Origin of the sequence: Kitasatospora sp. Root107, from assembly GCF_001424875.1 — a bacterium.
In the GTDB taxonomy this organism is placed as follows: domain Bacteria; phylum Actinomycetota; class Actinomycetes; order Streptomycetales; family Streptomycetaceae; genus Kitasatospora.
Genome location: NZ_LMCT01000009.1, coordinates 50,635 through 73,823 on the forward strand (window position 1 = coordinate 50,635; position 23,189 = coordinate 73,823).

Here is a 23,189-nt window from a genome sequence, read left to right on the forward strand (position 1 = left end):
GGCTGGCTGGCTGGCTGGCTGGCTGGCTGGCTGGCTGGCTGGCTGGCTGGCTGGCTGGCTGGCTGGCTGGCTGGCGAGAGTATCTTATTGTACCCGACGCCGTGCGAAAGAACGATCAACTTGCCCTGGATTCGGTCGAGTTGACCGCCGAGGCTGGCCGAGATCGCCAGCGCCACCGGCGTGCTGACGGCCTGCTCCCAGGGCAGCACCGGAACGCCGACCGCGTCGAACAGCTCCGCCAGGCCGGCCTGGAACGGCGAGGAGCCGGTGCAGGTGGCCAGCAGCTGCACCCGCAGGTCGTCGCGGAACAGCGGCACCACGTCGAGCAGCCTGGTCGCGGACGTGACGTTGTGCACGACCAGCAGGACCTTCGTGCTGCCGCCCCGGGTCGCCCACCGTGCGGACTCGTCCCCGACCGGGACCCGCACCCACTCACCCCACCGCTCAGCCACCCGCCCAACCTACCGTCGGGAGGGTGGGCGTGACAGGCGATCAGCGGACAGTCGGCTCGGCTCCGCTCGATCAGTGCCGGTACGGTCGGCCGCAGAACCGGATCCGAGGGGGAGCGATGACCGTCACGCTGGACAACAGGGAGCTCAACCGGGCCACCCTGGCCCGGCAGCTGCTGCTGGAGCGCGCGGACCTGACGGTGCAGCAGGCGCTGGAGCGGGTGCTCGGGTTGCAGGCGCAGACCCCGCAGACCTGGTACGTCGGGCTGTGGACCAGGCTGGCCGGGTACACCCCCGAGGAGACCTCCGGGCTGCTGGCCGAGGGCGAGCTGGTGCGGATCGCGCTGATGCGCGGCACCATCCACCTGGTCACGGCGGAGGACGCGCGCTGGCTGCGGCCGCTGGTGGAGCCGGTGATCGAGCGCGGCACCAGGGCGGCGTTCGGGCGGAAGCTGGTGGGCCTCGACCCGGCCGAGCTGACTGCCGCCGGGCGGGCCGCGTTCGCCGAACGGGCGCTGACCTTCGCCGAGTTGGGCAAGCAGCTGGCCGAGCGGTGGCCGGCCCACGACGGAGCGGCAATGGCGCAGGCGGTACGGGCCTCGGTGCCGCTGGTGCAGGTGCCGCCGCGCGGGCTCTGGGGGCGGAGCGGGCCGGTGGCGCACCTGCCGATGGAGCAGTGGCCCGGCCGCGAGCTCGAACCGGCCCCCAGCATCGAGCAGTTGGTGCTCCGGCAGCTGGCCGGCTTCGGTCCGTGCACCGTGAAGGACATCCAGCAGTGGTGCGGCCTGACCCGGCTGGCCGAGGTGGTGGACCGGCTCCGCCCGCAGCTGGCGGTGTTCCGGGACGAGCAGGGCCGGGAGCTGTTCGACCTCCCCGACGCTCCCCGCCCGCCCGCCGACACCCCGGCCCCGGTGCGCTACCTCTACGACTTCGACAACCTGCTGCTCTCGCACGCCGACCGCAGCCGGGTGCTGACCGTGGACTTCACCGACCAGGGCTTCTTCGGCGGCAGCAACGAGATGCCGCGCTCGGTGCTGCTGGACGGCTTCGTCGCCGCCACCTGGCGCTTCGTGGCGGCCAAGGACGGCGCGGTGCTGACGGTCCGCCCGTTCCGCCGGCTCACCAAGGCCGGCCAGCACGACCTGACGGAGGAGGGCGAGCAGCTCAGCACCTTCCTGGCCCCGAAGGCCCCCCGCCACGAGGTCCGCATCACCGCCCCCGAACCGGGCTGATCCCCCGCGCGCCGCTCGCGGTTCCGGTGGCGGGATGGGGTGCTGCCGGTGAGGGTGGGCGGCGGGGGCCGGTTCGATGGGAGATGACGCATGGTCGAGGTGACTGAACCGTATGCGGTGGGGACACCGTGCTGGGTGGATCTGAATGCGCGTGACCAGCAGGCCGCGCTGGACTTCTACCGGGACCTGTTCGGCTGGCAGGGCGAGATCGGGCCCGAGGAGTTCGGCGGGTACTCGGTCTGCATGAAGAACGACAAGCCGGTGGCCGGGATCATGGGCCCGGTGCCGGTGGAGGAGGGGCGGCCGGCGGTGCCGTCCAACTGGACCACCTATCTGACCACCGATGACGCCGAGGCGACCCTGACCGCCATCGGTGACAACGGTGGCACCGTCATGCTGCCCGTGATGACGGTCGGGAGCACCGGCAAGATGCTGGTGGCGGCCGACCCGAGCGGTGCAGTGTTCGGGGTCTGGCAGCCGCTGGAATTCCCCGGCGCGCAGGTGGTGAACGAGGCCGGTGCGGTGGCCTGGAACGAGCTGCACACCGCCGCCCCCGGCGAGGTGGGCGCGTTCTACGACGCCGTGTTCGGGGCCAGGATCGCCCCGATGGAGCAGATGCCGGAGTACCTGTCCTTCAACGTCGGGGGCCGCAGCGTCGGCGGGGTGGTCGACCTGGCCGACGACCCGCCCGGCACGCCGCCGCACTGGCGGACGTACTTCGCCGTGGACGACGTCGACAGCACGGTGGACGCGCTGGTCAGGGCGGGTGGAAATCTGCTCGACCCGCCGACCGACCAGCCCTGGGGCCGGGTCGCCCTGGTTCAGGACCTGGACGGCGCCACTTTCACGCTGATCAAGCCCGTACCGATGTGACGGCTCCGGTCTGACCACGACCGCCCGCTCGCGACGCGCCAGAAACGCCGCGAATGGGCGGTTTCGGCCGTCCGGGGGACCAGACTGGCAGTCATGCTGGGGCTCCCGGACCACATCGAAGCGTTCCTGTTCGACCTCGACGGCGTACTGACGCAGACCGCCAAGGTGCATGCGGCCGCCTGGAAGGACATGTTCGACACCTTCCTCAGAGCCGAGGCCCTCCGTACCGGCACCGGGTTCGCCCCGTTCGAGCCGGCCGACTACGACCAGCACGTGGACGGCCGCCCACGCCTGGACGGCACCCGGTCCTTCCTGGCCTCGCGCGGCATCACCCTGCCCGAGGGCAGCCCGGACGACCCGCCGGGCGCCCCGACGGTGCAGGGGCTGAGCAACGCCAAGAACGACACCGTGCTGCGGATGATCAGGGAGCAGGGCGTCCAGCCGTACCCCGGCTCGGTGGCCTACCTGCACCGGCTGCGGGAGCTCGGGCTGCCCCGCGCGGTGGTGTCCTCCAGCGCCAACTGCCGGGACGTGCTGCGCGCAGCCGGGATCGACGACATGTTCGACGTGGTGATCGACGGGCTGGTGGCGAGCCGGGAGCAGCTCCCCGGCAAGCCCGCCCCCGACACCTACCTGGCCGCCGCCAGGGCGCTCGGTGCCGACCCCGCGAACGCCGCCGTCTTCGAGGACGCGCTGGCGGGCGTCGCCTCCGGCCGGGCCGGCGGGTTCGGCGCCGTGGTCGGGGTCAACCGGACCGGGCAGGCCCAAGCCCTCCGCGAGCACGGCGCCGACCTGGTGGTGGACGATCTCGCCGAACTGATCGAGGGTCAGGAGGGCACTCGATGAGCCCGCAGCCCACCTTCACCGTCGACCCCTGGGGCATCGCCGAGCACGGCCTCGACCTCGGCGCCCAGGCCAGGGCCGAGTCGGTCTTCGCACTCTCCAACGGCCATATCGGCCTGCGAGGGAACCTGGACGAGGGCGAGCCGCACGGCCTGCCCGGCACCTACCTGAACGGTGTCTTCGAGCTCCGTCCGCTGCCGTACGCGGAGGGTGGCTACGGCTACCCCGAGTCCGGCCAGAGCGTCATCAACGTCACCAACGGCAAGATCATCCGGTTGCTGGTGGACGACGAGCCATTCGACCTCCGGTACGGCGAACTCCGGCACCACCAGCGGCGGCTGGACTTCCGGGAGGGACTGCTCCGGCGGGACGCGGAGTGGACCTCGCCGGCCGGACGGACCGTCAAGGTCTCCTCCACCCGGCTGGTCTCGCTCACCCAGCGGGCCATCGCGGCGGTGGACTACCGGGTCACCGCCGTGGACGGCCCGATCCGGGTCGTGCTGCAGTCCGAGCTGGTGGCCAACGAGCAGCTGCCCGGCGGGGTCGAAGCCGACCCCAGGGCGGCCGCCGTGCTGGAGGCCCCGCTGGTGGCCGAGGCCCGGCTGGCGGCCGGGACCAAGGCGGTGCTGGTGCACCGGACCAGGTACAGCGGCCAGCGGGTGGCGGTCGGGATGGACCACCTGATCGAGGGTCCGGAGGGTTTCCACGTCACCGCCGAGTGCGCCGAGGACCAGGGCCGGATCAGCGTCACCACGGTGCTGCACCCCGGCGAGGAGCTGCGGCTGACCAAGTTCACCGCGTACGGATGGTCGGCGACCCGCTCGCTGCCCGCCGTCCGGGACCAGGTGGAGGCCGCGCTGACCGCTGCCAGGTACACCGGCTGGAACGGTCTGGTGGCCGAACAGCGGGAGTTCCTCAAGGAGTTCTGGGAGACCAGCGACGTCCAGATCGACGGGGACGTCGAACTCCAGCAGGCGGTCAGGTTCGCGCTCTTCCACGTGCTCCAGGCCAGTGCCCGGAGTGAGGAACGGGCCATCCCCGCCAAGGGGTTGACCGGCCCGGGCTACGACGGACACAGCTTCTGGGACACCGAGACCTTCGTGCTCCCGGTGCTCACCTACTGCCTGCCGGACGCGGTCAAGCAGGCCCTGCGCTGGCGGCACACCACGCTGCCGCTGGCCCGCGAACGGGCGGCCCAACTCGGGCTGGCCGGTGCGGTGTTCCCGTGGCGGACGATCCGGGGCGAGGAGTGCTCGGGCTACTGGCCGGCCGGGACCGCCGCGTTCCACATCGGCGCCGACATCGCGGTGGCGGCGGCCCGGTACGTCCGGACCACCGGCGACGTGGAGTTCGAGCAGACGTACGGGCTGGAGCTGCTGGTCGAGACCGCCCGGATGTGGCGCTCGCTCGGCCACCACGACGCGGCCGGACGGTTCCGGATCGAGGGGGTCACCGGGCCCGACGAGTACAGCGCGGTGGCCGACAACAACGTCTTCACCAACCTGATGGCGCAGACCAACCTGCGGGCCGCCGCCGAAGCCGCCGCCCGGCACCAGGTGATCGCCGCCGAGCTGGGCGTCGACACCGAGGAGACCGCCGCCTGGCGGGACGCCGCCCGGGCGATGTACATCCCGTACGACGAGAAGCTCGGGGTGCATCCGCAGGCCGACGGTTTCACCGACCACCAGCTCTGGGACTTCGACACCACCCCGCCGGAGAAGTACCCGCTGCTGCTGCACTACCCCTACTTCGACCTGTACCGGAAGCAGGTGGTCAAGCAGGCCGACCTGGTGCTGGCCATGCAGATGCGCGGCGACGCCTTCACCGACGAGCAGAAGGCCCGCAACTTCGCCTACTACGAACGCCTGACGGTCCGGGACTCCTCGCTCTCCGCCTGCACCCAGGCGGTGATCGCGGCCGAGGTGGGCCAGCTCGACCTGGCCTACGACTACACCGCCGAAGCCGCCCTGATGGACCTGCACGACCTCGGCGGCAACACCAGGGACGGCCTGCACATGGCCTCGCTGGCCGGGGCCTGCCTGGCCCTGGTGGCGGGCTTCGGCGGCCTGCGCGACCACGGCGAGCAGCTGGCGTTCCGGCCCCGGCTGCCGGCCGGGCTGCGCCGGCTCGCCTTCGCCATGAAGATCCGGGGCAACCTGCTGCACGTGGAGATCACCCACACCCGGACCACCTACACGCTCCGCCGGGGTTCCACGCTGACGGTCCTGCACGAGGGCGAACCGCTCCGGGTCGAACCCGGCCGGCCCGTCTCCCGCCCGATGCCGGTCCAAGAGACACCCGAACGCTGCCTCCAGCCGCCCGGCCGGGAGCCGGCCCGCCGTCAGCAGCAGCTGGGTCCGGCGGTCGGCAGCGGGGCCGAACCGCCGCACCTGGCGGCCGAGTAGCAGCCGTTCGGCGAGAGAGGTGGAACCGTGGGCAGTGTGGCCGAGCAGATGGTCGAGGTCCTCCGGCAGGCCGGGGTGGAACGGGTCTACGGCGTGGTGGGGGACAGCCTCAACCCCGTGGTGGACGCGATCCGGCGGGCGGACGGTATCGAGTGGGTGCACGTCAGGAACGAGGAGGCAGGTGCCTTCGCGGCGGCCGCGGACGCCGAACTGACGGGCCGTCTGGCGGTCTGCGCCGGTTCCTGCGGGCCCGGCAACACCCACCTCATCCAGGGTCTGTACGACGCCCAGCGCAGCGGGCTCCCGGTGCTCGCGCTGGCCTCGCACATCCCGAGTGCCCAGATCGGCACCGGCTTCTTCCAGGAGACCCACCCGGAGCGGGTGTTCGTCGACTGCAGCAGCTGGTGCGAGATGGTCTCCACCCCGGCCCAGCTGCCGCGCCTGCTCCGGGTCGCGGTGCAGCACGCCCTCGGGGCCCGGGGCGTCTCGACGCTGGTCTTCCCCGGTGACGTGGCCGCGCTGCCCGCCGCCAACCCGACCGGGACCGGCAGCTTCCTCACCGAGCAGGCGGTGGCCGCCCCGCCGTGGTCCCAGGTGCAGGCGCTGGCCGAGCGGCTGAACGCGGCCGAGCGGGTCGCGCTGTTCTGCGGGGCGGGCGTGCGAAAGGCGCACGGCGAGGTGATGGAGCTGGCAGGGCGGGTGCTGGCTCCGGTCGGGCACTCGCTGCGCGGCAAGGAGTGGATCCAGTACGACAACCCGTACGACGTCGGGATGAGCGGGCTGCTCGGCTACGGGGCCTGCCACCAGGCGCTGCACGAGGCGGACCTGGTGCTGCTGCTGGGCACCGACTTCCCGTACGACGCCTTCCTGCCCGGCGCCAACACCGTCCAGGTCGACCACGACGCCACCCGGCTGGGCCGTCGTACGCCGCTGGAGCTCGCGGTGCACGGGGATGTCGCGGCCACCCTGCGGGCCGTGCTGCCGCTGCTGGAGCAGAAGACCGACCGTAGCTTTCTGGACGGTCTGCTGACCAAGCACTGCAAGGCACTTGAGGAGGTGGTCGGTGCGTACACCAGGAAGATCGAGAAGCACGTGCCGATCCACCCGGAGTACGTCGCCTCGGTGCTGGACGAACTCGCCGCCGAGGACGCGGTGTTCACCGTCGACACCGGGATGAACAACGTCTGGGCGGCCCGCTACCTGACGCCCAACGGGCGGCGACGGGTGATCGGTTCGTTCCTGCACGGCTCGATGGCGAACGCGCTGCCGCACGCGATCGGCGCCCAACTGGCCGTGCCGGGGCGGCAGGTGATCTCGATGTCGGGGGACGGCGGGATCGGGATGCTGCTGGGTGAGCTGCTGACCGTGGCGAAGTATCAACTGCCGGTCAAGGTCGTGGTGTTCAACAACGGCGCGCTCGGCATGATCAAGCTGGAGATGCTGGTCAGCGGGTACCCCGAGGCCGAGATCGACAACGGCGACGTGGACTACGCGGCGCTCGCCCGGGCGATCGGCATCCAGGCCAGCCGGGTCACCGACCCGGCGAAGGTGCGCGAGGTGCTGGCGGAGGCGCTGGAGCGGCCGGGGCCGGTGCTGGTGGACGTGGTCACCGACCCGAATGCGCTCTCCATCCCGCCGCACATCACCGCCGCCCAGCTGAAGGGCTTCGCGCTGGCGGCCGGGCGGACGGTGCTCTCCGGCGGCGTGGGCCGGATGATCGACCTGGCCCGGAGCAACCTGCGGAACATCCCCCGGCGCTAGCTTTTTGCCCCGGAGGCAAACTGCTTGCCGCTCAGGCACGGCAGGTGTGAACTGGAGCCATGAACGTGGACCAGGAGGTCGAGGGCCTCGGCGCCCGACTGCGTGAACACCGCTCGGCCAGCCGTCTCACGCTGGAGGCGGCGGCCGGCCGGATCGGGCTCTCCCCAGCGTATCTCTCCCGGCTGGAGACCGGCCTGCGCCAACCCTCGCTCCCGGTCCTGCTCGGCCTGGCCCGGGCGTACGGCACCACCGTCTCCGACCTGCTCGGCGAGCAGCCCGGCGAGCCGGAGCCGGTGATCCGGGGCGGCGTGATCGAGCCGGACCGGGCCGGCGGCTGGGGCTACCGCCGGGCGGGTGCGCCGGGGCGCGCACTCCAGGCGCTGCACGTCCAGGTGCCGCCCGGGCTGCAGGACGCCGTGGTCCGGGTGCACCCCGGCGAGGAGTGGCTGTACGTCACCCGGGGCCGGCTGCGGCTCACGCTCGGGGAGCAGACCCACCTGCTCGACCCGGGCGACTCGGCCCACTTCGACTCGCTCACCCCGCACTGCATCGCCGCCGACTCCCCGGACGGCGTCGAGCTGCTCTTCCTGCACACCCTGCTCCAGAGCCCCGGCAGCAACCTCTGCCTGGGAAACCCGCACTGAAAGGGGTCCACCGCCATGGCCAAGCTCACCACCACCGATGCCGGGAGCCGCACCGACCGCCGGGTGCTCAAGCGGGTCCTGATCTACATGGTCGCCACCCATGTGTTCCTCGGCTTCCTCGCACTGCTCTTCGAGATCGGCGGCCGGGGCTGACGCCGGGTCAGAGGGTGGCCAGCGTGCAGAGTGCCTCCAAGGCCCCGGGCCAGGCCCGTTCGGGCGGGGTGCCGTAGCCGATCACCAGGGCGGACGGAGCATCCGGAGCGGGCCCGGCCGAGTCGGCGCGGCAGCCGGACATGGTGTTCAGTGACAATCCCAACCACCCTGCGTGCCGGAGCAGTTCGGCATCGGTGAGTGAGCCCGGCGGCAGTTCCAGCACGGCGTGCAGCCCGGCCGCGATCCCGGTCACCCGGACCTCGGGTGCCCGTTCGGCCAGGGTGCTGATCAGCTGGTCGCGGCGTCGCCGGTAGTGCAGGCGGCAGCGCCGGACGTGCCGGTCGAAGCCGCCCGAGGTGATCAGCTCGGCCAGGGTCAGCTGGTCCATCACCCCGGACTGCCCGTCGGCCAGCTCCTTCTGCCGCATCACCGGTTCCACCAGCGCGGCGGGCAGGGCCAGCCAGCCGAGCCGCAGGCCGGGGGCCAGGCTCTTGCTGGCGGTGCCGGCGTAGACCACCCGCTCGGGGTCGAGCGCCTGCATCGCCCCGATCGGCTGCCGGTCGTACCGGAACTCGCCGTCGTAGTCGTCCTCGATCACGATCCCGCCGGTCTCCCGGGCCCAGCTCACCGCGGCTGCCCGGCGGTTGGCCCGCAGCGGGACCCCGGTCGGGAACTGGTGCGCCGAGGTGAGCACCGCCGCACCGGCGTCGAGGCCGCCGAGCAGGTCGGTCCTGGCGCCGCCCTCGTCCAGCGGCAGCGGGACGGTGGCCAGCCCGGCGGCGGTGATCACCGCCTGCTGCGGCGGCAGCCCGTACTCCTCCACCGCCACCGCTGCGACGCCCCGTTCGCGCAGCGCGGCGCAGAGCAGCGCGAGCCCCTGGGTGTACCCGGCGCAGATCAGCAGCCGCTCCGGATCGGTGCGCACCCCGCGCACCCGCGCGAGGTAGTCGGCGAGCGCCCGGCGCAGTTCGATCCGCCCGCGCGGGTCCGAGTACCCGAGCGCCTCGTGCGGAGCCACCGCGAGCGCCCGGCGTGCGGCGGCCAGCCAGGCGGAGCGGGGGAACAGCGCCAGATCCGGCCGCCCCAGCATCAGGTCGAACCGCACGGCCGGCGTCCGCTGCGGCGTGCTCGGCGCCGTGGTCACCGAAGCCGTCCCCCGCTCCGCCACCACCGTCCCCGACCCCTGACGTGCCGTCAGCCACCCCTCCGCCGTCAGCAGTGCGTACGCCTCCGCCACGGTGTTCCGCGCGATCCCCAGATCGGCCGCCAGCACCCGGGAGGACGGCAGTCTGGTCCCGGCCGCGAGCCGCCCGTCCCGGGCCGCCGCCCGCAGCGCATCCTCCAACGCGGCCCGCAGGCCGAGCCCGCGCGCCCGCCCGGCAGAGAGGTCCAAGTGCAGGTCGCCGCCGAAAGTGGCCCAGGATTCCATCGCCCCAATGAACCATACGAGCGGGCCGCCGCACACCTAGGGTGAAGATCATGACGAACGAACCGAAGGACTACGTGGCCGCCCCCGAGCAGCGCTTCTCGATGCCCGAGCTCTCCCCCGAGTGGTACCGGGCGATGATCGCGCTGGACGCCGCCTCGCGGCCGCTGGTGGACCCGGTGATCGGGGAGCTGGTGCGGACGCTGGCCTCGGCCATCAACGGCTGTGCGTACTGCCTGGACATGCACACCGCCGACGCCCGGAAGGCGGGCGAGCAGGAGCACCGGCTGTACGCGCTGCCGGCCTGGCGGGAGACGCCGTTCTTCACGGCGAAGGAGCGGGCGGCGCTGGCGCTGACCGAGTCGGTCACCCGGCTGAGCGAGGGTCATGTGCCCGACGAGGTCTACGAGGCGGCGGCGAAGCACTTCGCGCCGAACGAGCTCTCCCAGCTGCTCGCGGTGATCATCTCGATCAACTCCTGGAACCGGATCGGCGTCACCTGCCGGCTCAGCCCGGCCCCCAAGCAGAGCTGATCCGGCAGACCGGCCGGTTAAGACCCGGAGGGTCCAAGGTCCGAAAATCGCCGGTCCGATCGCGGGCCGGACTGACAGGGTGGGGATCATGACGATGACTCAGCAGGACAAGGCCGAGCTTCTGCACCGACTGCACGTCCCTGGCGCCCCGCTGGTGCTCGCCAACGTCTGGGACGCGGCGACCGCCCGGCTGGTGGCCGCCGCCGGCGCACCCGCCGTGGCCACGGCCAGTGCCAGCGTCTCCTGGACCAGGGGCGTTGCGGACGGCGGCGGCCTCGACCTGGCCGGCTCGCTGGCCCAGACCGAACTGGTGGTCAGGTCGGTGGACGTCCCGGTGACGGCCGACCTGGAGGACGGCCTGGCCGAGGACGCCGCCGGGGTCGGCCGGACCGTCACCGAGCTGCTGGCACTCGGCGCGGTCGGGATGAACCTCGAGGACGGCGCCGCCACCGGGCTCCGGCCGGTGGCCGAAGCGGCCGAGCGGGTCGCGGCGGCTCGCGAGGCGGCCGACAAGGCGGGCATCCGGCTCTACCTGAACGCGCGCACCGACGTCTTCCTGCACGGCGGGGGCAGCGTCGAGGCCGCGGTCGAGCGGGCCCGGGCCTACCTGGCGGCGGGCGCCGACGGCATCTTCGTCCCCGGCCCGACCGACCCGGCCGTGATCACCGCACTGCTGGCCGCCCTGCCGGGCGTCCTGCTGAACGTGGGCGGCGGCCCCGGTGCACCGACCGTCGCCGAAATGGCCCGGCTCGGCGTCGCCCGGATCAGCCTCGGCCCCGGCCTGGCCAAGGTCGCGTACGCGGCGGTCCGCCGGGCGGCCGAGGAGGTCTACGGCTCCGGCAGCTACCAGGCCCTGACGGGTGGTCTGGAGTACGGCGAACTGAACGCGCTGTTCGGCTGACCCCGGTCGGTCTAGCCCCGGGGGACCACCGCGTACGCCCCGCACACCGGGGTGGCGGCGGACGCCTGCTTCCCCACCAGCGGGATGCTGCCGAGCTGCTCGACGCAGGTGCCTGCCGCGCCGACGGGGTGGTCCGTGCTGAGCTTGCCGCCCATGTTGTTGTCCGCCTGGGCGGCGGGCACAGCGAGGGCCAGACCGGCCATGGTGAGGGCGGCGAGCGCCGTGATCTTACGCATGGCCGGTCCAACGAGACGCACCCCGAACGGTTACCTTCTGCAGGCGTTCGAGCCCCTGACCGTAGATGCCTGAGCGTCTGCAGAAAAGGTTCAGCTCGTTCGGACGGTCAGGGTCTTCACGCTGTTGCTGACGAAGGACGCGATCGGCTCGGGCGTGGGCCCGTCCGCGAGCCGTAGGGCGGGGAAGCGGGTGAAAAGCTGCCGCAGCGCCGTCTCGGCCTCCAGGCGGGCGAGCCCGGCGCCGAGGCAGAAGTGCGGGCCGTGGCCGAGCGAGAGGTGCTTGGCGGGCTTGCGGGAGAGGTCGAACCGGTCGGCGTCCGCGAAGTGCTCCTCGTCGCGGCCGGCCGAGGCGTACGAGGCGATCAGCGCCTCGCCCTGACGGATGGTCACGTCGCCGACCTGGATGTCCTCCGTTGCGTACCGGAGCGGGAACTGTCCGACCGGGGAGTCGTACCGCAGCGTCTCCTCGACCACCGCGGCCCACGAGTACGTACCGTCCAGCACCTGGGCCAGCTGCGCGGGGTGGGCGAGCAGGGCCCGGACCGCGTTGGTGATCAGGTTGAGCGTGGTCTCGTGACCGGCGACCAGCATCAGCAGCAGGGTGCCGACCAGCTCCTGTTCGGTGAGCCGGTCGTCGTCGGCCCGGGCGGCGATCAGGTCGGTGGTCAGGTCGTCGCCGGGTTCGGCCCGCTTGCCCGCCACCACCGAGGCGAGCAGCGCGAACAGACCCTGCTGCGCGGCGACCGCGGCGGCGGGCGTGGCCGAGCTGGAGACCAGGGTGTTGGAGAGCTCGTGCAGCTCGTCCTGCTGCTTGGGCGGCAGGCCGAGCAGCTCGCCGATCACCTGCATCGGGAGCGGGTAGGCGAAGTGCTCCCGCAGGTCGAAGTCACCCTCCAGCACGGCGACTTCGTCGAGCAGCAGGGCGGCCCTGGCCTCGATCGCGGGCGCTAGCTCAGCGATCCGGCGCGGGGTGAACGCCTGGGTGACCAGCCCGCGCAGCCGCCGGTGGTCCTCGCCATCGGCGGTCACCATGCCGGGCACCGTGACGAAGTTGAGCAGCGGCCAGCCCTCCGGCAGGCGGCCTTCCCGGAAGGTGGTCCAGAGCTGGGCGTTCTTGCCCACCCGGGGGTCGTTCAGCAGCGTCTGGAGGGTCTCGTGCCGGGTTATCGCCCAGACCACCACCCCGCCAGGGAGCTCCACCAGGACCGCGGGCCCGGCCGCCCTGAGCCGGGCGTTCTCGGCGTGCTGGTCGCCGCCGAAGGGGTCGAGACGGAGGGGAGCGGCGGTGGCGTCCATGCGGGCCTTTCGGAGGGGGGAGTGCGCGGCGGGGTGAAGGCGCTGTAGAGCACCGGCAGGGAGACCAGGGCTCGCGACCAGGGGGACGGACGCCAGGCCAGTTCATGGCCGGGGACGGCGAGTTGGAGATCGGGGAGCCGGTGCAGCAGGGTCTCCACCGCGGTCTCCACGATCAGCCGGGCCGGGTGCTGGGCCGGGCAGACGTGCTTGCCCGCACCCCAGGCCAGGTGGGCCCGGTTCCCGCTGACGCCGTCGGAGGTGAGCACCGAGGGGTCGGCGTTGGCGGCGGCCAGGCCGAGCACCAGCATGTCGCCCGCGCTGATGTACTGGCCGCCGAGCACGGTGTCGACGGTGGCCCAGCGGCCGGGGAAGTTCTGCGTCGGCGGGTCCCGCCAGAGCACCTCGTCGAGGGCGTCCGAGACGGTCAGCCGGCCACCCGTGAGGGTGGCCCGGAACCGGCGGTCGGTGAGCAGCAGCCGGAGCGTGTTGCCGGTCCAGTTGATGGTGGTCTCGTTGCCCGCGACCATGATCACCACCAGGTGGTGCACCGCCTCTTCGTCGGTCATCGCGGCCTGGTGGGCCAGCAGCCAGGAGGTCAGGTCGGCGGCGGGCCGCTCGCGGCGCTGCCGGACCAGGTCGAGCAGGATCGCCTGGAACTCGGCGTTGGCCCGCACCGACTTGTCGCTGCTGTCCACGAAGTGGCTGATCAGCTCGACGATGTGCGGCCCGGCCGCGGCTGGCAGGCCGATCAGCTGGGTGAACACCATCAGCGGCAGCCGGCGGGCGTACTGGGCGATCAGGTCGGCGGTGCCGTCCGGACCCCAGTTGTCGATCAGGGTGTCCGCCGCGGCCTCGGTGGCCTGCCGCAGCTGCCGGTGGTCGATCCGGGCCAGCGTCTCGGAGACCGCCGCCCGCAGCCGCTGGTGCTCGGCGCCGTCCAGGTTGAGCAGGGTCGGCCGCCAGGAGGTCATCGGCAGCAGCCGGGAGTCCGGCTTCAGCCGGCCCTCGGCGGGGACCCGCCAGCGGCGCGAGTCCTTGGAGAACAGCTGCTCGTTCCGGGTGAGTTCGAGCAGCTCGGGGTAGCCGAGCACGAGCCAGGCCTCCACCCCCGGCTCCAGCTCGATCGGCGCCACCGGGCCGTGCTGCTCGCGCAGCCGGGCGTACAGGCCGTGCGGGTCCTCGGCCACCGCCGCGCCGAACAGAGCAGCCGGGCGGTGGGCCGGGCAGCCGGGCGGCGGGGCCGCAGCAGCCGTCTCCGGCTGGGGAGTTGTCATCGCTGGAGCTCCAGTACGGCAGTCGAGTGCAGGTGGTCGACGAAGTCGATCAGGACGTCGTACGAGGCCCGGCGGTCCCGGGCGTCGCACCGGAGGATCGGCACCTCGGGCAGCAGGTCGAGCGCCGCCCTGAGTTCGTCCTCGGGGTGGTCCGGGCTGTCCGGGAAAGTGTTGACGGCCACCGCGAACGGGATCCGCTGCTCCTCCAACTGCCCCAGTACGTCGAAGCTCTCCTCGATCCGCCGCGCGTCCACCAGCGCGATGGCCCCCAGCGCCCCGCGCGAGAGGTCCTCCCAGAGCGGCCAGAACCGCTGCTGGCCCGGAGTGCCGAAGAGGTAGAGCGCGAGCCGGGAGTTCAGGGTGATCCGCCCGAAGTCCAGCGCCACCGTGGTGGTGGTCTTGTCCGGCCGCCCGGTCAGGTCGTCCACGTCCGTCCCGGCGACCGTCATGGTCTCCTCGGTCCGCAGCGGGGCGATCTCGCTGAGCGAGCCGACCAGGGTGGTCTTGCCGACCCCGAACGGGCCGGTGACCAGGATCTTCACGGCGCTCTGGACGGTGTCCGGCAGATAGGCGGGCCGGGGCTCAGCGGAGTTGGCGGAGGCCAAGGAGCACCTCCTCCAGGAGGGTGGTGGGCAGGCGTTCGGCCTGCGGCACGGGGGGACGGACCAGGACGGCGCCGAGGTCCCAGAGATCACCGATCAGCACCTTGACCACACCGAGCGAGAGTCGCAGGTGGGCGGCGATCTCGGCGATCGAGAGCAGCTCCTGGCAGATCGTCAGGATCCGCTGCTGCTCCCGGTTCAGGCCGCCGGGCTCCGGGGCGCTGCCGGGCACGGTGGCGACCAGGCTCTCCAGCGCCAGCACGTTCCGGCTCGGGCGGCTCCGCCCACCGGTGATCACGTACGGCCGGACCGGCCCGCTCATGCGACCTCCTCGCTGCGCTCGTCAGCCGCTTCGCGGAACCCGCACCTCTTGATGGTTCGCTCGCTGCGCTCGCTCACCGCGCGCTCCCGGCCGAATGCTCGGCCCGGGGAGGACTGGTCAGGTGGCTGCCGATCCGCTCGACCAGCACCTGCATCTGGTACGCCACCAGGCCCGCGTCCACCGCCTCGCCGGTCACCACGGCGAGGTGTGCCCCGGCCCCGGCCGCCACCACGAACAGGTAGCCGCCGCCGTACTCGACGATGATCTGCCGGGTGCTGCTCTGCGGGCCGCCGAAGCCGTGCGCCACGCCCCGGGCCAGCGACTGCAGGCCGGAGCAGGCGGCGGCCAGCCGTTCGGCGTCGTCCCGGGCGATCTGCTCGCTGCGGCCGATCTCGAGACCGTCGTTGGACACCACGATGGCGTGCTGCACCTCGGGGACGGTGACGATGTCGGCCAGCAGCCAGCCGAGGTCAGGATTCGGGGTCATGGAAGTCTCCGGGGAGCTGAGGTTGGGGGGAGTCGGGGTACTGGTCCTGCTGGTGCCGCGCGGCCGACCGGCCGCTGGCGGTGCCCGCCTGGAAGAGCGACAGGAAGGTCTGCGCCTCCCGGGCCGAGCGCGGCGGCACGGGGGTACCGCCGAAGGTGGTGGCCGGTGGTTCGCCGCCGCTGCCGCGCCGGTTGGACCGGCGGGGCCGCCGTCACCCGTCCGGGCGGTGGGCGGCCGCTCGGGCAGCGCGGTACGCCGCTCGGCGGACGGTGCGGCCGGGGTCGGCAGGGGTTCGGTGAGCAGCGCGGTCGGCAGCAGCACCACCACCCGGACCCCGCCGTACGGCGAGGGCGCCGAGCTCAGGGTGACCCGGAACCCGTACTGCTCGGCCAGCCGGCCGACCGCCGCCAGGCCCAGCTGGGGGACCTCGCCGAGCCGGGAGACCTCCAGGCTCGAGCCGCCGGCCAGGGCGGCGGCGGCCTTCAGGATCGCGTGCTCGGGCATGCCGACGCCGCCGTCGTCGATCTCGATCACGGCGCCGTTGTGCACCGGCATCAGGGTGACGAACACCTGGGTGCTGGGCGGGGAGTAGCGGGTGGCGTTGTCCAGCAGTTCGGCCACCGCGTGGATCAGCGCCTCGGCGGCCGCGCCGACCACGGCGGTCTCGGTCCGGCTGCTGACCACCACCCGCTGGAACGGCAGGATGCGGGACTGCGCGCCGCGCACCACGTCCTCCAGCGCGACCGGCTCGGGCCAGTGCCGGCCTGCCCTGGCGCCGCAGAGCACGGCCAGAGTCTGGGCCAGCCTGGCCTGTTGGGCCGCCGCGTGGTCGGCCCTGAGCAGGCCCTCCAGCAACTCCGGGTCGTCGTGGGTGCGTTCCATCTCGTCCAGCCCGGCCTGCTGGTCGTGCGCCATCACCAGGATCCGGCGGGCCACGCTGAGGAAGGCCCGCTGGGTGGAGGCGTTCAGCTCCTGCTCCTGCTGGACGGCCGCGCTCTCGGTGCTCCGCCGCTCGGTCTCGGCCCTGACCTGGTCGCGGAGTTCGGCGTTCGCCTGCTCGGTCTCGGTCAGCAGGGCCCGCAGGGTGCGGCTGACCGCGTGGTACCGGGCGGCGGCCAGGAAAGCGAGAACGGCGATGGCAGCGAGGGCCGCACCGAACCACTGAGTCATCGTCACGGGGCGAATTCTAGGGTGGTGATCCTACGGAAGCATGAACGGATCTGACGTTCAGTGATCTGATCCGGTCAAAATGCGGGACGCCTGCTGTGTCGAGGGGTCAGAAACCGCAGGTGGGCGGCCGTGTACAGTCAACTCTCGCTACCGGCAGGTAGTTTCAGTCGGCCGACCGGGTCCGCTGCAGCAGGAGCAGTGCGACGTCGTCCGGCCGGGAGGGTCGTTCGGTCACGTTCAGAGTGAGCAGGTCGGCCAGCCGCTCCAGCGCACCGTCGGAACCGTCCCGGTCCGCCCCGCCGGTCCGGCGGCTCCACAGCTCGAGACCGCCGATCATCCGCTGCACCGACTCGTCGTAGTCCTCGTTCCGGTCCTCGACCAGGCCGTCGGTGTACACCAGCAGGGCCTCGCCCGGCGCCAGCCGACTCACCGTCAGGGGGTAGTCCCCGTGCGGGTCCACCCCAAGCGGCGGACCGCCGGGCAGTTCCAGCTCGACCGCCCGGTGCCCGGCGATCCGGACCGGCGGCGGGTGTCCGGCCCGGGCGCCGTCCAGCTGTCCGGTGACCGGATCCAAGGTCAGGTAGAGGCAGGTCGCGAACAGGTCGGTGTCCAGCTCGGCCAGCAGCCGGCTGGTCCTGGCCAGGGTGGCCGCCGGATCGTGCCCGTCGGTGGCGTACGCCCGCAGCCCGCTGCGGAGCTGGCCCATCACGGCGCTGGCCTCGGCGTTGTGCCCCTGGACGTCGCCGATCACCAGCCCGACCCGGCCGTCCGGCAGCGGGATCAGGTCGTACCAGTCGCCGCCGATCTGCATCCCCTCGGTGCTCGGCAGGTAGCGCGCGGCGGTGGACACCCCGGCCAGCTTCGGCAGTCTGCGCGGCAGCATCGCCCGCTGCAGCTCGGTGGCCCGGTAGTGGTGGGTGTCGTACAGCCTGGCCCGCTCCAGCGACTGGGCCAGGATGCCCGCGAAGGCCGAGTACATGGTGCGGTCCTCCCGGCTGAAGGCCCGCTCGGTGGCGAAGGTGATCAGGCAGGATCCGACCTGCCGCCCGGACGCCACCAGCGGCAGCACCGCCCAGGCCGCCGGCGCCAGCGGATTGCCGGTGGCCTGCTGCCCGGGCTCGCTGAACAGCGGGACGGCCCGGGCCAGCGCGGTCTGCATCACCCCGGCCGAGAGGTCGTGCAGGCGGCTCAGCTCGGTCCGGTACGGGCCGCCGAAGACGGTGTGCGAGATCGGCAGCAGCCGGCCCTCGTCCACCAGGTCCAGCACCAGGCTGGCCGCGCCCAGCGCGGGCCTGGCTATGTCGGTCATCGCGGTGGTGACGTCCCGGACGCTGACCGCCCGGGACAGCGTCCGGGTCAGTGCCAGCAGCAGCGCCGACCTGGCACCCGCGACCGGCCCGTCGGCCGGCCCGGTGCCGGGATCGGCGGTCTCGCCGGTGCGCTGACGGTCGGTCAGCAGGCCGGCCACCCTGACCGGCCGGCCGTGGGTGTCGAGCATCACCTCGCCGTCCTCCTGCACCAGTACGGAGCTCCCGTCGTCCCGCCGGACCCGGTAGCGCAGCCGGTACGGACCACCGGAGGCGAGCGCCTCGGCCATGCCCGCCTGGAGGTCCGGCAGGTCCTCGGGGTGCACCAACTTGGCCAGGTCCGGCGCGGGCGCGGTCTCCGCCTCCGGCGGCGCGGTCAGCCCGAACAGCCGGTACGTCCGGGCGTCCCAGGCCGTCTCACCGGTGACCAGATCACGGTCGAACGCCCCCACCCCGGCGGCCAGCGCCGCCAGCGCCAGCACGGGCTGCCCGGCCGGCGCCCCGCCGGCCCGGACGCCGGGCGGCAGGTGGTGCTCGGTGGCCTGGACGTGGTCGATCAGATGCGAGATCCGGTGCGCGACGGCCTCCGCCAGGGTCTCCAGCACGTCGATGTCGCGGCGCGGCACGGTGCCCCGGTGGGCCAGCGCGAGCGCCAGCGCACCGATCGCGACCCCGTCCACGATCAGCGGCATGATCGCCAGCGCGACCAGCCCGGTGCCTCGGCCCGCCGACGTCTTCGGATAGTCGGCACTGGTCTGTTCCGGGCTGAGCAGCACCGTCTCGCGGCGGCGCAGCGCGAGCGCCGCAGGGAGGTCGGACTTGGGGTCCACCAGGCTGTAGTGCTCGTGCGCCCACTCCGGCAAGCCGTGCGAGGCCGCGAGCCGCAGCATCCCCTCGGCGTCGGTCAGGTACAGCGCCGAGCCCTCACCGGTGATCCAGCCCGGGCCCTCGGCCAGGATGGTGCCGAGCAGTTCGGTGGCGCTGCCACTGCGCAGCAGCAGCCGTACACAGCGCATCGAGGTCCGGGCGCCCTGCACCCGGGTCTCGTCGTCGGGCGGCAGCCATGGCGAGGTCAGGTCCATCGGAAGCCCCGCCCTTCCGCTCGCTCAGTTGCCTTAAGTAATGGTGAACATCCTATTTGCTCTCCCCTCATTTGGCGGGTTAGGCACACGCTGAGGGCTGGGCAGACCGTTCGGAAGACAGGGGCTCGGGGAACTGCGACGCCGACCTCGGAAAAGGTGATCCGTGCGTAGATGGTCAGGCACTTTCGTATGTGACCCCGGCGCCAGATCTCCTCGCAGTTCCCCGAGCCCCTGGGTAGTAGACGGCTGAGCACCTGCAGAAGGCTCAGCTGCCCGCGCCGAGGCGGCGGACCACCACGAGGGTGCGGTCGTCGGCGACGTTGCGGGCCACTGTGCCGAGCAGCTCGGCGGCCGGGTCGCCGCCGCCGTAGCGGAGCAGCGGGGCGGCAGCCCGGAGCAGCCGGGCGATCCCGTCGTCGATGTCCTCGCCGGGGACCTCGACCAGGCCGTCGCTGTAGAGCAGCAGCGAATCCCCGAGCGCGAGCCGGCCCTCGGTGGGCGGGTAGGGGGCGCCGGGCAGGATGCCGAGCGCCGGGCCGCCGTCGCCGACCAGCAGCCAGCTGCCGCCCGACTCGCGGCGGTACTGGGCGGCCGGCGGGTGGCCCGCCGTGAAGAGGCGGTAGCCACCGTGCGAGGGGTGCAGGGCGAGGTGGACGGCGGTGGCGAACTCCTCATCCCCGCCGAGCCTGGCCAGGAACTCGTTGGCGGTGGGCAGGAAGGACTCCGGTGGTACCGAGCCGAGCAGCATGGCGAAGGCGCCGGACAGGTGCATCGACCGGGCCGCCGCCCGGCTGCCCTTGCCGGAGACGTCCACCAGCAGGATTTCCAGCAGGTCCCGGTCGGGGCGGTGTGCGGAGAGCAGGAAGTCGCCGGAGAAGAAGGTGCCGCTGACCGGCGCGAGGGCCTGGTGGAACCGCCAGTCCAGCAGTCGGTCGGGCAGCCTGCCGAGGGCGGTGGTGCGCTCGGAGAGCTCCTGCAGCATCGCGTCGCCCCGGGTGCCGCGCAGGCCGAGCCGGCTGCGGTAACGGGAGGTCAGCAGCACCACCAGGGCCGCCGCGCCGACCACCCAGGCCGAGCCGGGGGTCACTCCCAACGGTTCGCGCAGCCACCAGCAGGCGAGCAGGCCGACTCCGACCCCGAGCAGCAGGCGGACCTGGCGCCGGGTGTGCAGCAGGAAGCCGCCGAGGATCAGCGGCAGGGTCAGCGCGGAGGGCGGGCAGCCGGTGGGGAAGGCGATGGCCAGCAGGGAGAGCAGTGTGACCAGGATCAGGAGCAGTCCGAGTGCGGCCTTCTCGGCGGCCGGGTCGCCGTCCAGCAGCTGGCTCGACCAGCGGCCGGCCGGACCGCGCCGCAGCCGCCCGGCGAACTGCCGGGCCATCGTGGTGACTGCGGGCACCTGACCTCCGCCGGGGCTGACCTTCCGTCAGCCCAATCTAGCGTCAGATGTCCGTTTCATACCTTCTGTTGGAGGCCGATCGGCCTCACTGGCCGTCGCACTCGCCGTACGACTGCTGGGCTCCGGCGGTGACCGGCCGCAGCGAGCGGGCACCGCGGAGGATCTCCAGGAACCGCCGGGCGGCGCCGGGCCGCGGCGTGGTGACGGCGGCCGGGGCGGGGCTTGGGAGCGGGGTGCGCTGGACGGGGATGTGCTGGTCAGGAATGGGGGCGGTGGCGGGACGGGCCGTCCGTGCGGTCTGCGTCATCTGCCCACATCCTTCGTGCTGGTGACAGGCGGGGATGCCTGCAGGCTGCCAGTCTCGGACGGACATGGCGACGGAATGGTCTCGAAAACCACCCGAACGGATACCGTTCCGACAGATAGTGGTTTATCCCGCTTCGGGCCAGGCCCGCAAGCCCTCCACGACGACTCGGATCACCCGCTGCCGAGTCACCGTCAGATCCGCCGCCAGCCGGAACGCCCCGCCCGCAGACAGCGAGGCGAAACCGTGCGCCGTCGAACGGACCGTACGGGCGGCGTGCACCGACTCCTCGCCGGTCAGGCCGTAGCCGTTCAGCACCGCGATGATCACCCCGACCAGCCGGGCGGCGGCCCGGGTCAGGTCCGGGTCCGGATCGGGCGCCTGCGGCAGCGCCGCGTACCGGCGCGGGTGCTGCTCGGCGTAGTCCAGGTAGGCGTTCAGCAGCGCGGTCATCGCCTCGTCCCGGCTGCGTCCGAGCACCGACTCGGCCAGCCGCTCGGCCAGCTCCTCGGTGACCCGGACGGCGATCAGCCGGCGCAGTTCGGCCAGACCACCGGTGACGTGCTTGTAGAGCGAGGGGGTGGCGACACCCGCCCGGCCGGCCACGGCGGCCAGCGTGAGGCCCTCGGGCCCCTGGGCGTCGATCAGCTCCAGGGCGTGATCGACCACGGCGGCGGGGGAGAGTCCGGCCCTCGGCATCAGGCGACCTCGTACAGGAAGGGGAGCAGGGCGTCGGCGGTGGCCTGCGGGAACTCCGCCATCGGGTAGTGCCCGGCACCGTCGATCATCACCTTACGGGCCTTCAGCGCCGCCGCCTGGCGGTCGGCCACCACGGCCGGATCGGGGAAGTCCGGGTCCTGGCTGCCCATCAGGACCAGGGCGGGGCAGGTCACCCCGGCGGTCCAGCCGAGCGGCGCGGAGTCGCCGTTGACGTGCCCGCGGGTGGCGACCCGGCGGCCGGGGGCGCGCAGGGCGGCGACGGCGGCGGCGCGGTACTCCGCGAGGTCGGCGGGTCCGCCGCTCGGGTACGCCTTCTTGAGGTAGGCGCCCCAGGCGGCGGGGAACTGCACCACCAGGGCGCCGAGCGTCTTGACCAGGGCGCGCTGGAAGGCGTTCGGAGGCAGGTTCTCGATGAAGGCGTCGATCAGGGCGATGCCGGCCACCCGCTCGGGGGCGAGCGTGGCGACCTTCACCACGGTGGCGCCGGTGTAGGAGTTGCCGACCAGGGCGGCCCGCTCGATGCCCAGGTGGTCGAGCAGGGCGAGGGTGTCCTCGGCGATCGCGGCGGGCGAGTAGTCGCTCCAGGCGATCGAGGACTCGCCGAAACCGCGCAGGTCCAGGGTGATCACCCGGTGGCCGGCGGCGGTGAGCAGCGGGCGCAGGTGCCGGTACACCGTGCGGGAGTCGAGCATGCCGGGGAGCAGGACGACCGGCAGGCCGGTCTCGGTGGCGGTGTCGTCGTAGGCCAGTCGGCCGCCGGGGACATCGAGGTACTGGGTGCTGGAGTTCTTTGTCATAGCCATAAAGCTAAGGCTAATAGCCTTAGCCGTCAAGGGGTGGGCCGTGGGATAGCGTGCGGATGGTCGCGTCGCACCGAACCTGAGGGGTCGTCATGCCGTTCATCAACGTCAAGCAGCTGGCCGGTCGGACCGTGGAGCAGCGGGCCGAGATCGCCCGCGAGCTCACCGAGACGTACGTCCGGGTCACCGGGGTGAGCCCGGAGGCGGTCACCGTCGTGATCGAGGAGATCCCGCTGGAGAACTGGGCGGCGGGTGGGGAGACCTACGCCGCCAAGCGGGCCGCCGGCTGATCGCTGCTCAGACCCCGTCCACCCGGAACGGGTCGTGCTCGGCGAGCAGCTTCTCCAGCCTGGCCTGGTCGACCCGGCTGGAGATCTCGCCGACTTCCTGGCGGTCGCGGATCACCTTGGCGAGCGTGAACGCCGCGGTGATCTCGTAGAGCAGGCCGACCGCCAGGAAGCCGCGCATCCAGGGGTCGACCGGCAGGTAGGCGATCCCGATCACCAGGGCCGAGCTGGCCAGGGCGAAGGACAGGACCGCCTGCAGGTAGTAGGCGTTGGTGGTCCGCGGCTGCATCGAAGGGCTCATGTCCTGAGGGTCTCCAACTCCCTTGCCGCGCACCTGAGTACGGATACTCAACCATCGGTAGCGCACCGTCACCGAGTGAATGAGCAAATGCCGCATTCCGGTCACGGGTCGTCAGAAGAGATGGACTGCACCTCTCTAGGCGCTTGGAATCACGGGCTCCTAGGATTAACGTTTGATAACGCAGCGCGGTCGGCAACGCCGTACCAGAACGGCACCGTGCGCCGTCGCCTAATCCTCAGGACCCGCCTTCACCGGTGGGTCCGGGAGCCGGGGAACCACCGTTCCTTGGGGTGAATCGACTGGGTCCCCGACCCGGTCGTAGGAGACCTTCCTGCTCCGAACCCGTCAGCTAACCCGGTAGGCGAGAAGGAAGGAAAGGAGCGCG

22 protein-coding genes, 1 pseudogene and 1 riboswitch are annotated in these 23,189 nt (G+C 72.5%); of the genes and pseudogenes, 10 read left to right on the forward strand and 13 right to left on the reverse strand.

What is annotated here, in order from left to right; all coding sequences use genetic code 11:
* Positions 1–356, reverse strand: a pseudogene (locus tag ASC99_RS40285) (hypothetical protein); the annotation flags it as partial.
* Positions 357–568: 212 nt separating this feature from the next.
* Between ASC99_RS40285 and ASC99_RS09500 the strand changes: the two are divergent.
* From ASC99_RS09500 to ASC99_RS38390, 7 genes are all read left to right on the forward strand, one after another.
* Positions 569–1,681: a winged helix DNA-binding domain-containing protein gene (locus tag ASC99_RS09500; RefSeq protein ID WP_057230238.1), complete on the forward strand. Its 1,113-nt coding sequence runs from the start codon at positions 569–571 to the stop codon at positions 1,679–1,681.
* Between the two features lie 90 nt (positions 1,682–1,771).
* Positions 1,772–2,554, forward strand: coding sequence for a VOC family protein (locus ASC99_RS09505; protein ID WP_057230239.1), 783 nt, complete (start codon positions 1,772–1,774; stop codon positions 2,552–2,554).
* Between the two features lie 93 nt (positions 2,555–2,647).
* Entirely contained in the window at positions 2,648–3,400 is a 753-nt protein-coding gene (locus ASC99_RS09510) for an HAD family phosphatase (RefSeq protein WP_057230240.1), read from the forward strand.
* Complete coding sequence (locus tag ASC99_RS09515) at positions 3,397–5,802, forward strand: glycoside hydrolase family 65 protein (protein ID WP_057230241.1); 2,406 nt, start codon at positions 3,397–3,399, stop codon at positions 5,800–5,802. The genes ASC99_RS09510 and ASC99_RS09515 overlap by 4 nt, the downstream gene beginning before the upstream one ends.
* Before the next feature lie 48 nt (positions 5,803–5,850).
* On the forward strand, positions 5,851–7,563 hold the full coding sequence (locus ASC99_RS09520; protein ID WP_057230285.1) for a pyruvate dehydrogenase: 1,713 nt from the start codon (positions 5,851–5,853) through the stop codon (positions 7,561–7,563).
* Positions 7,564–7,622: 59 nt separating this feature from the next.
* Positions 7,623–8,207 carry a helix-turn-helix domain-containing protein gene (locus ASC99_RS09525; RefSeq protein WP_057230242.1) on the forward strand — a complete coding sequence of 195 codons (585 nt, stop codon included), beginning with the start codon at positions 7,623–7,625 and terminating at the stop codon, positions 8,205–8,207.
* A 15-nt stretch (positions 8,208–8,222) separates the two neighbouring features.
* On the forward strand, positions 8,223–8,360 hold the full coding sequence (locus ASC99_RS38390; protein WP_157531452.1) for a DUF6126 family protein: 138 nt from the start codon (positions 8,223–8,225) through the stop codon (positions 8,358–8,360).
* Between the two features lie 7 nt (positions 8,361–8,367).
* On the opposite strand, the gene ASC99_RS09530 is transcribed toward ASC99_RS38390, so the two are convergent.
* Positions 8,368–9,789, reverse strand: coding sequence for a PLP-dependent aminotransferase family protein (locus ASC99_RS09530; RefSeq protein ID WP_057230243.1), 1,422 nt, complete (start codon positions 9,787–9,789; stop codon positions 8,368–8,370).
* A 50-nt stretch (positions 9,790–9,839) separates the two neighbouring features.
* On the opposite strand from ASC99_RS09530, the gene ASC99_RS09535 reads away from it, so the two are divergent.
* Positions 9,840–10,319 (forward strand): carboxymuconolactone decarboxylase family protein, encoded by a 480-nt coding sequence (locus ASC99_RS09535; RefSeq protein ID WP_057230288.1) that lies wholly within the window; start codon positions 9,840–9,842, stop codon positions 10,317–10,319.
* Between the two features lie 88 nt (positions 10,320–10,407).
* The gene (locus tag ASC99_RS09540; RefSeq protein WP_369824388.1) at positions 10,408–11,220 is read left to right on the forward strand and encodes an isocitrate lyase/phosphoenolpyruvate mutase family protein; all 813 of its coding nucleotides are present in this window, start codon (positions 10,408–10,410) and stop codon (positions 11,218–11,220) included.
* 11 nt (positions 11,221–11,231) lie between these two features.
* Here the strand turns inward: ASC99_RS09540 and ASC99_RS09545 are convergent, their stop codons facing one another.
* The 10 genes from ASC99_RS09545 to ASC99_RS09590 all read right to left on the reverse strand — a co-directional run bounded on the left by ASC99_RS09545 (position 11,232) and on the right by ASC99_RS09590 (position 22,219).
* A complete protein-coding gene (locus ASC99_RS09545; protein WP_057230244.1) occupies positions 11,232–11,456 on the reverse strand; it encodes a hypothetical protein in 225 nt (74 codons plus the stop codon).
* Between the two features lie 90 nt (positions 11,457–11,546).
* On the reverse strand, positions 11,547–12,752 hold the full coding sequence (locus tag ASC99_RS37070) for a cytochrome P450 (protein WP_082598207.1): 1,206 nt from the start codon (positions 12,750–12,752) through the stop codon (positions 11,547–11,549).
* Positions 12,753–14,022: 1,270 nt separating this feature from the next.
* Positions 14,023–14,631 carry an ATP/GTP-binding protein gene (locus ASC99_RS09555; protein WP_057230246.1) on the reverse strand — a complete coding sequence of 203 codons (609 nt, stop codon included), beginning with the start codon at positions 14,629–14,631 and terminating at the stop codon, positions 14,023–14,025.
* Positions 14,609–14,950, reverse strand: a complete 342-nt coding sequence (locus ASC99_RS09560) for a DUF742 domain-containing protein (RefSeq protein ID WP_057230247.1) — start codon at positions 14,948–14,950, stop codon at positions 14,609–14,611. The genes ASC99_RS09555 and ASC99_RS09560 overlap by 23 nt, the downstream gene beginning before the upstream one ends.
* A gap of 73 nt (positions 14,951–15,023) precedes the next feature.
* A complete protein-coding gene (locus tag ASC99_RS09565; RefSeq protein WP_057230248.1) occupies positions 15,024–16,607 on the reverse strand; it encodes a roadblock/LC7 domain-containing protein in 1,584 nt (527 codons plus the stop codon).
* 163 nt (positions 16,608–16,770) lie between these two features.
* A complete protein-coding gene (locus ASC99_RS09570) occupies positions 16,771–18,996 on the reverse strand; it encodes a SpoIIE family protein phosphatase (RefSeq protein WP_057230249.1) in 2,226 nt (741 codons plus the stop codon).
* Between the two features lie 265 nt (positions 18,997–19,261).
* Positions 19,262–20,392 (reverse strand): PP2C family protein-serine/threonine phosphatase, encoded by a 1,131-nt coding sequence (locus ASC99_RS09575; protein ID WP_057230250.1) that lies wholly within the window; start codon positions 20,390–20,392, stop codon positions 19,262–19,264.
* A gap of 85 nt (positions 20,393–20,477) precedes the next feature.
* Entirely contained in the window at positions 20,478–20,699 is a 222-nt protein-coding gene (locus ASC99_RS09580; RefSeq protein ID WP_057230251.1) for a hypothetical protein, read from the reverse strand.
* Between the two features lie 123 nt (positions 20,700–20,822).
* On the reverse strand, positions 20,823–21,395 hold the full coding sequence (locus ASC99_RS09585) for a TetR/AcrR family transcriptional regulator (protein ID WP_057230252.1): 573 nt from the start codon (positions 21,393–21,395) through the stop codon (positions 20,823–20,825).
* Entirely contained in the window at positions 21,395–22,219 is an 825-nt protein-coding gene (locus tag ASC99_RS09590) for an alpha/beta fold hydrolase (RefSeq protein WP_063857044.1), read from the reverse strand. The genes ASC99_RS09585 and ASC99_RS09590 overlap by 1 nt, the downstream gene beginning before the upstream one ends.
* Before the next feature lie 89 nt (positions 22,220–22,308).
* Between ASC99_RS09590 and ASC99_RS09595 the strand changes: the two genes are divergently transcribed.
* Complete coding sequence (locus ASC99_RS09595; protein WP_057230254.1) at positions 22,309–22,506, forward strand: 4-oxalocrotonate tautomerase family protein; 198 nt, start codon at positions 22,309–22,311, stop codon at positions 22,504–22,506.
* Positions 22,507–22,513: 7 nt separating this feature from the next.
* On the opposite strand, the gene ASC99_RS09600 is transcribed toward ASC99_RS09595, so the two are convergent.
* Positions 22,514–22,804, reverse strand: coding sequence for a YiaA/YiaB family inner membrane protein (locus ASC99_RS09600; protein ID WP_057230255.1), 291 nt, complete (start codon positions 22,802–22,804; stop codon positions 22,514–22,516).
* A 215-nt stretch (positions 22,805–23,019) separates the two neighbouring features.
* Positions 23,020–23,183: riboswitch (cyclic di-AMP (ydaO/yuaA leader) on the forward strand.
* Positions 23,184–23,189 lie beyond the last annotated feature (6 nt).